The following is a 12,064-nucleotide window of genomic DNA, read 5'->3' on the forward strand; positions in this document are numbered from 1 at the left end:
TTGATATTTCGCCAATGTAACCGAGCGCGCAACCTGCAACCACTTCTCTGGTCAGGTGTTCGTCATGGCTCCCATGTTCAAGCTGTGTTTCCCCACGTTGTTCCTCGCCATGGCGGTGTCGGCTCAGGCGCAGGAAAAGACCGTCAACCTCTACAGCTGGTCCGACTACGTGGCGCCCGAAACCTTGCAGGCGTTCGAAAAGGAAACCGGGATTCACGTGCGCTACGACACGTTCGACTCTTCGGAAGTGCTGGAAACCAAACTGCTGACGGGCGGCAGCGGGTATGACGTGGTGGTGCCGTCGTCCAGCGTGCTCGCCCGTGGTCTGGTGGCGGGTGCGCTGAAGGAAATTTCCCATGAAGGGCTCAAGGGTTACGCCAATCTTGACCCGGACCTGCTGGAAAAACTGGCCGCCGTCGATCCCGGCAATCGCTATGGCGTGCCCTATACCTGGGGCACGCTGGGTTTGGGGATGAACGTCGAAGCGGTGCAGAAGCGTCTGCCGAATGTACCGCTCAACAGCCTCGACCTGCTGTTCAAGCCGGAATACGCCAGCAAGCTGAAAGACTGCGGCATCGCGATTCTCGATTCGCCGCAGGAAGTCATCGGCCTGGCGCTGCACTATCTGGGTAAAGATCCCTACAGCACCGATAAAGCCGATCTGACAGCCGCCGAGGCGTTGTTACATAAGCTGCAGCCAAATGTGCTGTACGTCGCCTCCGGCCGGCAGATCAACGACCTGGCCAATGGCAGCATATGCCTGGCGCTGACCTACAACGGTGATGCGAGCATGGCCGCTGATCAGGCACGCAAGGCCAACAAGCCGTTTGAGGTGGCGTACCGGATTCCCCAGGAAGGCACGCTGGTCTGGCAAGACAACCTGGCGATTCCCAAGGACGCGCCGCACCCCGAAGAAGCCCGGGCCTTCATCGAGTTCATGTTGCGCCCCGAATCCGTTGCGGCGCTGACCAATACGCTGTTCTTCGCCACGGCCAACCAGGCGGCGACTCCGCTGGTGGATGAAGCCGTGCGCACCGACCCGGACATTTTTCCACTGCCCGACATGCGCGCACGCCTGTACGCCGACCAAAGCATGAGCCTCAAGGACCTGCGGTCGCGCACGCGCCTGTGGACCACATTCCGTAGCCGCCAATAATTAAAAAGGAGATCACCATGGACGTCCCGATGCAAAACGATCAGGCCATGACCCGCGACAGCCTCTACGGGACTGCCGCGGAAAGTACCTACGCCGGTATCACCAGTTTCATGCGCCGTCGCTACAGCCGCGACTTGCGCGGGGTCGACGTCGCGGTCAGCGGCGTGCCGTTCGACACCGCCACCAGCAACCGTCCCGGCGCACGTTTCGGGCCACGTGGAATACGCGCCGCGTCCACCGCAATTGCCTGGGAACGCCACTGGCCGTGGACGTTTGATCCGTTCGATCATTTGGCCGTCATCGACTACGGCGATTGCGACTTCGATTACGGTTCGCCACACACGGTGCCAGAAAGTATTGAGGCCCACGCCGAACACATCCTGAACAGCGGCAGCGCGATGCTGACCTTCGGCGGCGACCACTTTATTACCTACCCGCTGCTCAAGGCCCATGCGCGTAAACATGGTGCGTTGTCGCTGATCCACTTCGACGCCCACAGCGACACCTGGCCGGATGAAGAGGGCAAGCGGGTCGACCACGGCACCATGTTCTGGCACGCGGCGAAGGAAGGGCTGGTGGATCCGTCGCGTTCGGTGCAGATCGGTTTGCGCACCACTAATGACGATCACCGGGGGTTCCAGGTGCTGGATGCGCGGCAGGTGCATCGTGAGGGTTGCGAGGCGATTGTCGAAGCGATCCGGGCGAGGGTAGGGGATAACCCGGTGTACCTGACGTTCGATATCGATTGCCTCGACCCGGCTTTTGCACCCGGCACCGGGACACCGGTTTGCGGGGGCTTGAGCACCGTGCAGGCGCTGGAGATTCTGGGTGGCTTACGCGGGATCAATCTGGTGGGCATGGACGTGGTGGAAGTCGCACCGGCCTATGACCACGCAGACATTACCTCGCTGGCGGCGGCGACATTGGCCATGGAAATGCTGTGCCTCTATGCCGCCCGCCACAAGGTCGACCGGTAAATACCGTAAAACCTGGAGGCGTGAGCCTGCTCGCGAAGAAGCCATCACATTCAATATTGAGGTTGAATGTCAGTCTGCTTTCGCGAGCCGGCTCGCTCCCACATTCTGATAGGTGTCAGGCCACCGGGATGATCGGCAGGTCGAGGGTATGGTCACCGCTAAACCGCGAAAAAGAGCCGGCAAGCGTTTCGTGCGGCACGCCTTTGGCCACATCGCTGGCGCCATCGAGTCGTGATAACTGATCCGCGTTCAACTGCACGTTCAATGCCCCCAGCGTCGCATCCAGTTGCTCACGGGTGCGCGAGCCCAGAATCGGAATCAGCGCAGTGCTCGAGCGCTGGGCTTTTGCCCGCAACCAGGCAATGGCCACATGCGTCGCGCTCGCTTCCAGTTCGGCTGCAACGGCGAGCAGGGTGTCAAGAAGGGCCGTTTCCCGGGCGCCTTTTTCCGCATGAATCAACATGCCGAGTTTGGTCGCGCGATTGTCGTCATCGCTGGATCGGTACTTGCCAGTGAGAAAACCGCCACCCAATGGCGACCATAATGTGGCGGCCAGGCCCAAGGCTTCGGCCATCGGCAGTTGTTCACGTTCGGCCGTGCGTTCAGCCAGGCTGTATTCCACCTGAATCGCTGCAATCGGCGAAAAACCACGCACCTCGGCCAACACGTCGGCACGGGCGATACGCCACGCGGGGAAGTTCGACAGCCCCGCGTAATGGATCTTGCCGGCGCGCACCAGATCATCGAAGCCGCGCAGGATTTCTTCCATGGGCGTCACGCCATCGCTCATGTGCGCCCAGAACAGGTCCAGGTGATCGGTCTTGAGCCGGGTCAAGCTTTCTTCCACGGCGCGAACCATGTTTTTGCGGTTGTTGCCGGTGTGGGAAATGCTCGCGGACGGTGTCGTCCCCAAGGTGTACTTAGTGGCGATGACCAGGCGATCGCGCTCTGCCGCGATAAATTCGCTGAGCATGACTTCCGACTGACCTGCCTGATACCCGTTGGCGGTGTCGATGAAGTTGCCGCCGGCCTCCAGATAACCATCGAAAATACGCTTCGCTTCGTCACGCTCGGCGCCATGCCCCCAACCCGTGCCGAAATTGCCGGCGCCCAGTGCCAGTTCCGAAACCCGCAAGCCGGTTTTGCGGCCGAACACTTTGTAATGCATGGAGTGACTCCTGAGAAAAGACGTCGGGATTGAATATAGATGTTTATCAACATGTATTAAATATGATGCTGATAATTTATGCCGTCAATACGCTTTTCCTGAAGTGGCAAGACAGGCGACCACCGGACGTATCGCTGCTGCCACTTTCTGACAGGGGCCTCTGCTAAGCTCCGACAATTAAGCCCCTACAACTTTTTCAGACCGAGCCAGCCCATCGTGTCGCGAACCACTCGTTTACTCACATTGTTGCAAGTGCTGCGGGGCAAGAGTCGTCCGGTGACCGCCGCCACGCTCGCCAGTGAACTGGAGATTTCCGAACGCACGCTGTACCGCGACATCGCCGAACTCACCGCACTCGGCGCGCCGATCTTCGGCGAAGCGGGGGTGGGTTACGTGCTGCGCAGCGGTCTGTTTTTGCCGCCCTTGATGCTCAATGCCGACGAGACCGAGGCCATCGTGTTGGGTTTGCGCTACGTCGATCAGCGTGGCGACGAGGTGTTGAGCAAAGCGGCGGCCGACGCATTGGCCAAGATTGCCGCCGTGTTGGCGCCTGAAGCCCAGGACGCGTTGCGCAACCCGACGGTGCTGCCCGGGCCACCCGGTTATGGCTATCCGGAAAATGTGGTGCCGTTGAGCGTGTTTCGCCAGGCTATCCGCGACCAGTCCAAGCTGAACATCGACTACGCCGACGCCAACAAAGTGCCCAGCCAGCGGCTGATCTGGCCACTGGCGTTGGGTTTTCTCAATGAAGTGCGGATCATTGTTGCCTGGTGCGAATTGCGCAGTGCCTACCGGACCTTTCGCACCGACCGGATTTGCGCCGCCAATGAGCCGGGCGAGCGTTATCCGGGGCGGCGCAGCGACTTGTTACGGGTCTGGCGCAAACAGATGCAACTGGATGAAGCGGGGCGTTTCACTCCTGACAAGAATTGACACAGGCTTGTCTTAGCATGGGTGCAGAATCAATAAACAAGGAGCCGCAACCATGTCCAATCCCGCCTCTTTACTGGCCCCCGCGATCGCCGCCTACATTGCCGCCGCCAATGCTCGCGACACCTCCAGGGTCGCCAGTTTTTTCGCCGAGGATGCCAATGTGTTCGATGAAGGCCAGCACCAGATCGGCACCCGCGCAATCGCCCAATGGATGGAAGAGACCGCGCAGCGCTATCAGCCCCGGGTCGAGGTGCTGAATGTTCAGCAGCGCACCGGCAAGGTACTGGTGCACAACCTGATCTCCGGCACCTTTCCCGGCAGCCCGCTGGAACTGCGCTACATGTTCCGCCTCAACGAACAGGGGAAGATCGCCCGACTGGACATCTCGCTGTAGCTCAATCCAACCCCGATCTTGTAGCAGCTTGCGTTCGCACGTCGCCGCAGCCTCGCGGTGCTCGACAGTTGCTACGGTCCTGATGCAGCCCTGAGGCGGTGGCGACAGTTCGGACGTATACTCCCGCGCATGAATGTCGACTCTCCGTTAAGCGCCTGGCAACACGCCATTGAAACCAAGGGCTTCGTCCAGGACGAAGCCCAGGAACACGCCGTGTGGGCACTGCAAAAATGCCACGAAGCCTTGCATGAAGGGCGAACGCCGATCACCGGCGTTTACCTGTGGGGACCGGTCGGGCGGGGCAAGACCTGGTTGATGGATCAGTTCTATCAAACCCTGCGGGTGCCGGCCCGGCGTCAGCATTTCCACCACTTCATGGGCTGGGTGCATCAGCGTTCGTTTCAACTGACCGGCACCGCCGACCCCTTGAAGGCGTTGGCGCGGGAGTTGAGTGAGGACGTGCGCGTCCTGTGTTTCGACGAGTTGTTCGTCAACGACATCGGTGACGCGATCATTCTCGGGCGCTTGTTTCAGGTGATGTTCGAGCAGGGCGTGGTGGTGGTATGCACCTCCAACCTGCCGCCGGATCAGCTCTACGCCGATGGCTTCAATCGCGACCGCTTTATGCCCGCGATCGAGGCGATCAAGCGACACATGCAGGTGATCGCGGTGGAGGGCGGCGAAGATCACCGCCTGCATCCGGGCACCGCGTTGCAGCGCTACTGGGTGAGCGACGCCGCGCATCCCGATGCACTGGGTGACGTGTTCAAGGCCTTGACCGTGGGCCAGTCCGTGTCCCGCGATCCGGTGACCGTCGGCTACCGCCACGTCAATGTCCTGCAGGCCAGCGCTGGCGTGCTGTGGTGCCGTTATGCCGATCTGTGCGAACAACCTTTCTCGGCCATGGACTTCATGGCCCTGTGCGACACCTACAGCGCTATTCTGTTGAGTGAAGTGCCCAACCTCAGCGCACAAAAACGCGAAGGGCGCATCGCCCGAGGCACCGAAGATGCGGCCGAACACGTCGTTGCGGGAGACCGCGAGCTGCCGCAACTGTCCGTGCACGACGATGGCGTGCGGCGTTTCATCGCGCTGGTGGACGAGTGCTACGACCGCAAAGTGCCGCTGTACCTCGAAGCGCAGGTGCCGATGGACGCCCTGTACACCGAGGGTTATCTGGAATTCCCGTTCCGTCGCACGTTAAGCCGTTTGAAGGAAATGCAGCTGCAACGCTTTGCTGAAGCCTGATTTTCGGGAGCCGTGAACATGAATCAGCCCCTGTCTCACCATTTGCTGACCATGGCGTATCAAAACGCCTGGGCCAATTACCGACTGGCCAAGGCCTGGAACCAGTTGACCCCGGCCGAGCTCTCGGCCCCGCGAGTCAGTTTTTTCCCCAGCCTCGTCGCCACCCTCAATCACATCCTGACCTGCGACTGGTTTTACGTGGACGCGTTGGAGCGCGAGTTGCGCGGTGATGATCCACACCCCGACTGCTACGTTTTTTTCAAGGAAGACGAGCCATGCAGCGTCGGTGCAGACCTCAAGCGCGAGCAATCGCTGGTGGACAATCGGTTGATTGCCTACTGCGAGCAATTGCGCGATACAGACCTGGGACGAATCGTCACCATCGCCCGGGACACGCCGCAACATGACAGCCGTTTACGTCTGCTGTCCCATCTGTTCGAACACCAGCTTCATCATCGTGGCCAGGTCCATGCCATGCTCAGCGGCACCTCGGTGGCACCGCCGCAACTGGATGAGTTTTTCTGCTCTGGCGAGTCGGGTTTGCGGGCGGCGGATTTTGCCGAACTGGGCTGGACCGAGACGCTGATCTGGGGTGTTTGAGGCAGGTTCGGGTTGTCGGCGATGGCGACTCACGCTAATGTCCTTCGACTTCGCGGCGCGAGTGACGCGCCGGGATAACTCGACGGGATAGCAACGATGGAAATGGAATCCGCAGACATTCTGGTACTTCAGGCCAGCTACACCAACCCGGTGCACGCCGAGGCGATTGGCGTGGTGCTCAATGCCTATGCCCAGGACCCGATGGGCGGCGGGCATGCACTGCCCGAAGATACCCTGCAGCAGTTGCCCGGAGAGCTGGCCAAACGTCCCCACGCGTTCAGTGTACTGGCCTTCGTCGACGGCGCGCCGGCCGGGTTGGTCAATTGCTTCGAAGGTTTCTCGACCTTTGCCTGTCGGCCACTGGTCAACGTGCATGACGTGTCGGTGGTCCCGCAGTTCCGCGGTTTGGGGCTGAGCCAGAAGATGCTGCAAAAGGTTGAAGACATTGCCCGTCAGCGGGGTTGCTGCAAGATCACCCTGGAAGTCCTCGAAGGCAATGCGGTCGCACAGGCGTCCTACGGCAAGTTCGGGTTTGCCGCCGGCATGTTCGATCCGGCCCATGGCCGCATGCTGTTCTGGACCAAGGCGCTTTAACTGCTCAGGCATAAAAAAGGGCGCCCCTCAGGACGCCCGGCTGGCTTCGATTACTTCGGTTTGTAGTTTTCGGTCACTTGTGCGGTTTGATCGCTCGGAACACGCAGTTCAATATTTTTGATCTCGAAGCCATTTGCCTTTTGCTGGGCGAGATGCAGCGTCTCGTAGTAATACCGCATGCGTTCGGAGCCGTATTCTGCAAAGGCAGAGACTGAGCCGAACATCATCAGGCCAGCAACGATCAGGGTCGTACATTTCATGGGTGCCTCCCATTACGGGTTAAGGGCCTTTCGTCCATGAAGCAATGTCGCAGGGACATTATCTGCCGATTCCGCCAAATGGGAATGAGCACGCTAGAGCTTCCAGTCCAGGCTTAACGTGACGGTGCGCGGGTCACCCCAAAACACGCCGTTGTAGAACCCGACGTTGTCGTAGTACTTCGTGTCGAACAGGTTATCGACGTTCAGCGATGCCGAGAGGTGCCGGTCGAACTCATACCGCGACATCAACTTCACCACGCTGTAGGCCTCCTGGCGGATGTTCGCGCTGGTGGTGATCACTTCATCATTGGCGCTCCGTCCGATCGGGCGCCTGGCCGCGCGGTAGACGTCACTTTGCCAGTTCACCGCGCCACCGACGGTCAGGGCCTGCCATTCGCCGGGCAGGCGATACGCCGTGGACAGCCGCACCATATTCAGCGGTTGAGGGGTGTTGGTGCGTTGCTTTTCACCATTGACCGAGTGGGTGTAGGTGTAGCCGGCCGTCATGTTCCAGCCCGCCATGAGCTCGCCCGAGACCTCGGCTTCAAACCCCTGGACCTTGTTGCCTTTGCCGCCGGATTTGAAAAACTCCTCGCCGGTGACCGGGTCCGGCGGTACAGAGTCGTCGAGTTCGGCGACGTTATCTTGCTTGTTCCAGAACAGCGCCGTGGCCAGGTTCAGGCGTTCTTCCAGCAGGCTGCCCTTGAGCCCCAGTTCATAGTTGCTGCCCACTACCGGTTCCAGGTATTTGCGGTTGCTGTCGCGGGCGTCTTGCGGCTTGAAGATGTCGGTGTAGCTGACGTAAGCGGTGTACTCAGGTGTGATGTCGTAAAGCAGACCGGCGTAGGGCGTCCACATGTCGTTGTGCTGCTGGCGGGTGGTTTCGACGCCGGCCAGTTGCAGGTTGTTGTCGTAACTGTTGGACTTTTTCGAGATTTCCCACGTGCCATAACGACTGCCCAGTACCGCGTGCAGGTCGTCGGCCAGGGTCAGGCGCGTGGCCAGGTAGCCGGCTTTTTGTCGGGTCTTTTCATGAGCGCCTTGCAGGCTGGTGACGGTGTCGGGGAATTTTGGAATGCCGCCCATGTATTTCCAGTCAGGCACATTTTCGTAATCCGACCGCCGTGCGCCATCCACCGTGTAAGGATTGTCTTCACTGCGTTGCGACTCGCCATAGCCGATCATCATTTCGTGTTCACGCCCGAACAGTGAGTAAGGCCCGGCCACGTTGAAGTCATACACGTCCATCTTTTGCGTGCCGACCATGTGGCTGACGTTGGCGACCATACCGCTGCGATCCGCCTCGGGGAAACCGCCACCGGCGTAGTAAATCTTGCCGTCAGTGTCACTCTCGCGATGGGTGTAGGCCGCCTTGAAGTGCCAGCCCGCACCGAGTTGCTGCTCCAGCGTGGCGAATGCTGTCTTGTCCTTCAGCGGCCAGGAACTCCACGGCGTGGCCATGTTGGTGGAACGGCCCAGATGGGCTTTGCTGCCGTCGGCGTTCCAGTACGGGACCGTGCCCCAGGACGTGCCTTGCACCTGTTTGTCCTGATAGTCGTAACCCACCGCAAGCAGGGTGTCGTCGGTCAGGTCGGCTTCAATAATGCCGTAGCCGACTTCCCGTTGCAGTTGGTACTTGTCACGGTAGGAATGGCTGTCGCGATACGCCATCACGCTGCGCCCGCGCAAGCGGCCATCGAAGGCCAGCGGCCCGCCGACGTCCACGTAACTGTAGTAGTCGTCATAGCTGCCAGCGCTGACCCCGCTCAGCGCTTCCCACTGCGCGGTCGGTCGTTTGCGTACCATGTTGATCGTTGCCGACGGATCACCGGCGCCGGTGGTCAGGCCGGTCGCGCCGCGAACCACTTCGATGCGGTCGTAGATGATGGTGTCCGAATCCGACTTCATGTAGCTGAAAGTATTGAGCATCCCGTCGATCTGGAAGTTGGTGATCGAATACCCACGGGACGAATAGCTGACCCGGTCCGAGTCATTGTGCTGGACCACGATGCCGGTGGTCTGGCCCATGGCTTCGGACAGCGTGCCGAGTTTGAAATCGTCCATTTGCTGACGGGTGACGACGGACACCGATTGCGGCGTGTCCTTGATCGACAGGTTCAAGCGCGTCGCGGTGCTCATGGCGCCGGTGGTGTACGACTCGGTGTTTTCGGTGGTGCTGCCCAGGCTGTCGGCGGAAATGCTGGTGGCGGCCAGTTCAAGGGTGGCGGGCTGTTTGTCGGGATCAGTCTCGGCCAGCACATCAGGGCTGAGTGCGGCGCTGCACAGGCCGAAGGTCAAAGTCATGGAACGGGTGATGGGCGCGAACATCGCAGCCGACTCCTTGTCGTCAATGGAAAATTTCCGTTTGTTCAAAGACGAAGAGAGGAGAGGGGATTTAGCAATAAACGAGAATTAATCTCGTTTTAAAGTGTATCGAAGAGGGGAGGTTTTGCGCAGGGCGCAACAAAAGGGGCCGGAATCGGCCCCTGAATGGATCTACTGTTGAACGATTTTCGAATCAACTTTCGGCTTCATCAGGCTGAAGTCGATCAGAGGGCGCACCTGGCGCTCATAAGGGTTGCCGATCATCAATGGGCGCGGCTTGAAGTTGGCGCTGACCAGGCTCTTGCTGCGGTCCAGTTCATCAGCGCTCAAACCGGCGAGGTCAGCCCAGGTGTGAATCAGCTGCGAGCTGCTGTAAGGCCGGCTCAGGTCTGCGGCAAAACTCCAGTCATGGTTTTCGCGCCATTTCGGCGATGCCCAGGCCATGAACGGGATGGTGTACATCGGCGCGGTCGGCTTGTTCTCGTTACGGCCGAGGGTGGTGTGGCCGACGGAGTCGAACACGTCTTCGCCGTGGTCGGAGAGGTACAGCAGGAAGCCGTTCGGATCGGACTTGGCGTAGTCCTTGATCAGGCTCGATACCACGAAGTCGTTGTACAGGACTGCGTTGTCATAGCTGTTGTATGTCGGCACCTGGTCGTCGCGCACGCCGTCCGGCACGCCTTTACGGTCGGTGAACTTGTCGAACGTCGGCGGGTAGCGGTACTGGTAGCTCATGTGTGTGCCGAGCAAATGCACCACGATCAACTTGCGCGGCGCGGCATCGGCCAGTGCCTTGTTGAACGGCTCGACCACGTCGCCGTCGTACTGCGCAGCGTTCTGGTTACGGTTGTTGTTCAGGTACACCTGCTCGTCGGCCTGCTCGGAGAAGGTCGTCAGCATGGTGTTGCGCTTGGTCATGGTTTGCTGGTTGGTGATCCAGAACGTCTTGTAGCCCGCCTGTTTCATCATGCTGACCAGCGATGGAGTGGACAGGTAAAGGTCCGGATTTTCTTCGTCAGCGAAGGTCAGCACCTGCTGCAACGCCTCGATGGTGTAAGGGCGTGGGGTGATGACGTTGTCGAAGACCGTCAGTTGATCCTTGAGCTTGTCCAGTTCCGGTGTGGTTTCACGCGGATAGCCGTAGAGGCTCATGCGCTGACGGTTGGTGGACTCGCCGATCACCAGCACCAGGGTCGCCGGCTGGTTGGCCATGGTGTCCGTCAGGTTTTTCAGCGGTGCAATCTTGCTCGCGCTGTGCAGCATGTCTTGCATGCCCGCCAGGGTTTCCAGATAGCGGTGATAGGCCACGGCCATCTGCCAAGGCACGGCAGGCTCGATGCGGGTTTCGAACTTGTCGAAACCTTCTGCAAAGCTGCCGGTGCGCGCGGTCTGTTTGGCCAGCGGGTAGCCGACCACGGCAATCACAATGGCCGTCGCGGCAACCAGTGCCTGCCCGCGCGGCAATACGACCGGGCGCAAGCGAGTCCACAGGAAATAAGCGAACAGTGTGTGGGCGAGGAACGCCGCGACCATCCACCAGGCGAAATACTGGGTCATGTACTCGCCAGCTTCAGAGATGTTCGACTCGAACATGATGAAGATGACGCTTTGAGAAAACTCCTGCTGGTAAATAAAGAAGTAACCCAGGCTGGCCATCGAGCAGGCCCACAGCACGACACCGATCACCGCCGCCATCACGCGCGTCTGTTTAGGGAACAACAGCATCGGCGCAAGCCAGATGGCGCTCATCACAAACGCCTGGCGGAACCCGGTAAAGCCCGAGGTGCCAGTCAGTTGAATGAGTAATTGGGTGATGCCGGAAAAATACCAGAAGAACAGGAATAGCCAGAGGAATCCTGCCCAATCGAAACCTTTCGCAGACGCAGTGCTGCGTTTAAACAAAGCCATTCAACGCTCCAGCCAGAAATCACTTCGACGTCGTGCCATCCCTTGCCGACGAACGGAAACCACACGAGAACCGAGTGGCCATAATGGAAGGAATTATCAGTCAGCATTTGTGAAAAATTTGTGAACTGGCAGAGATCGCGGGGGCAAAACGAGGTCGGAAACAGCGCAAGGCTGTCTCCGATTCACCTGAAAAATCAGGCGTGAGGTGCGCGTTGGGTAACGGGCAAGGAGGGCGATTGAGTGCCTTGAGTCAGCTGGCGCAGTTGCGCGAGTTCCTGCTTCAAGAGGTCGCGCTCTTCTTTCAATTGACGCAATTCATCCCGACGAATCGTAACGTAAAGGGTCTGTGCTGGCCGTGCTGCGTGTACTGTGCCCATTGCTCACCTCGCAAATGGTTGTCTCAACTGTAGAACCGCCCCTTGCAAGCGGGTGCTGATCTACTATCGGCGCTGATTTTGATTTCTTTTGCCTCACAAGGGAACTTTTTTATTTTTCATGGTC

At 59.5% G+C, this 12,064-nt stretch carries 12 protein-coding genes; 7 read left to right on the forward strand and 5 right to left on the reverse strand.

Features of this window, described 5'->3' with window-relative positions; all coding sequences use genetic code 11:
- Nucleotides 1-64 precede the first annotated feature (64 nt).
- Nucleotides 65-1,156 carry a polyamine ABC transporter substrate-binding protein gene (locus SB725_RS07755; RefSeq protein ID WP_027923503.1) on the forward strand — a complete coding sequence of 364 codons (1,092 nt, stop codon included), beginning with the start codon at nucleotides 65-67 and terminating at the stop codon, nucleotides 1,154-1,156.
- Nucleotides 1,157-1,173: 17 nt separating this feature from the next.
- Nucleotides 1,174-2,133, forward strand: a complete 960-nt coding sequence (speB, locus tag SB725_RS07760) for an agmatinase (protein ID WP_410921509.1) — start codon at nucleotides 1,174-1,176, stop codon at nucleotides 2,131-2,133.
- A gap of 115 nt (nucleotides 2,134-2,248) precedes the next feature.
- Here the strand turns inward: speB and SB725_RS07765 are convergent, their stop codons facing one another.
- Nucleotides 2,249-3,301, reverse strand: coding sequence for an aldo/keto reductase (locus tag SB725_RS07765; protein WP_410921510.1), 1,053 nt, complete (start codon nucleotides 3,299-3,301; stop codon nucleotides 2,249-2,251).
- Between the two features lie 216 nt (nucleotides 3,302-3,517).
- Here SB725_RS07765 and SB725_RS07770 point away from each other — a divergent pair, with 216 nt between their 5' ends.
- The 5 genes from SB725_RS07770 (at nucleotide 3,518) to SB725_RS07790 (ending at nucleotide 7,070) form a co-directional block, all read left to right on the forward strand.
- The gene (locus SB725_RS07770; RefSeq protein ID WP_059180908.1) at nucleotides 3,518-4,234 is read left to right on the forward strand and encodes a helix-turn-helix transcriptional regulator; all 717 of its coding nucleotides are present in this window, start codon (nucleotides 3,518-3,520) and stop codon (nucleotides 4,232-4,234) included.
- A gap of 52 nt (nucleotides 4,235-4,286) precedes the next feature.
- Nucleotides 4,287-4,628 (forward strand): nuclear transport factor 2 family protein, encoded by a 342-nt coding sequence (locus SB725_RS07775; RefSeq protein WP_027923507.1) that lies wholly within the window; start codon nucleotides 4,287-4,289, stop codon nucleotides 4,626-4,628.
- Between the two features lie 129 nt (nucleotides 4,629-4,757).
- Nucleotides 4,758-5,876: a cell division protein ZapE gene (gene zapE / locus SB725_RS07780; protein WP_410921511.1), complete on the forward strand. Its 1,119-nt coding sequence runs from the start codon at nucleotides 4,758-4,760 to the stop codon at nucleotides 5,874-5,876.
- 18 nt (nucleotides 5,877-5,894) lie between these two features.
- A complete protein-coding gene (locus SB725_RS07785; RefSeq protein WP_410921512.1) occupies nucleotides 5,895-6,476 on the forward strand; it encodes a DinB family protein in 582 nt (193 codons plus the stop codon).
- Between the two features lie 102 nt (nucleotides 6,477-6,578).
- Nucleotides 6,579-7,070: a GNAT family N-acetyltransferase gene (locus SB725_RS07790; RefSeq protein WP_027923510.1), complete on the forward strand. Its 492-nt coding sequence runs from the start codon at nucleotides 6,579-6,581 to the stop codon at nucleotides 7,068-7,070.
- Nucleotides 7,071-7,120: 50 nt separating this feature from the next.
- Here SB725_RS07790 and SB725_RS07795 read toward each other — a convergent pair whose 3' ends face one another.
- From SB725_RS07795 to SB725_RS07810, 4 genes are all read right to left on the reverse strand, one after another.
- Nucleotides 7,121-7,330, reverse strand: coding sequence for a hypothetical protein (locus SB725_RS07795; RefSeq protein ID WP_027923511.1), 210 nt, complete (start codon nucleotides 7,328-7,330; stop codon nucleotides 7,121-7,123).
- A gap of 93 nt (nucleotides 7,331-7,423) precedes the next feature.
- Nucleotides 7,424-9,658: a TonB-dependent siderophore receptor gene (locus SB725_RS07800; protein WP_410921513.1), complete on the reverse strand. Its 2,235-nt coding sequence runs from the start codon at nucleotides 9,656-9,658 to the stop codon at nucleotides 7,424-7,426.
- Between the two features lie 168 nt (nucleotides 9,659-9,826).
- On the reverse strand, nucleotides 9,827-11,563 hold the full coding sequence (locus SB725_RS07805; RefSeq protein ID WP_027923513.1) for a phosphoethanolamine transferase CptA: 1,737 nt from the start codon (nucleotides 11,561-11,563) through the stop codon (nucleotides 9,827-9,829).
- A 194-nt stretch (nucleotides 11,564-11,757) separates the two neighbouring features.
- The gene (locus SB725_RS07810; RefSeq protein WP_081743948.1) at nucleotides 11,758-11,940 is read right to left on the reverse strand and encodes a DUF6026 family protein; all 183 of its coding nucleotides are present in this window, start codon (nucleotides 11,938-11,940) and stop codon (nucleotides 11,758-11,760) included.
- Nucleotides 11,941-12,064: the final 124 nt, after the last annotated feature.

Source organism: Pseudomonas sp. SIMBA_041 (assembly GCF_046535095.1).
Classification (GTDB): Bacteria; Pseudomonadota; Gammaproteobacteria; order Pseudomonadales; family Pseudomonadaceae; genus Aquipseudomonas; species Aquipseudomonas mucoides.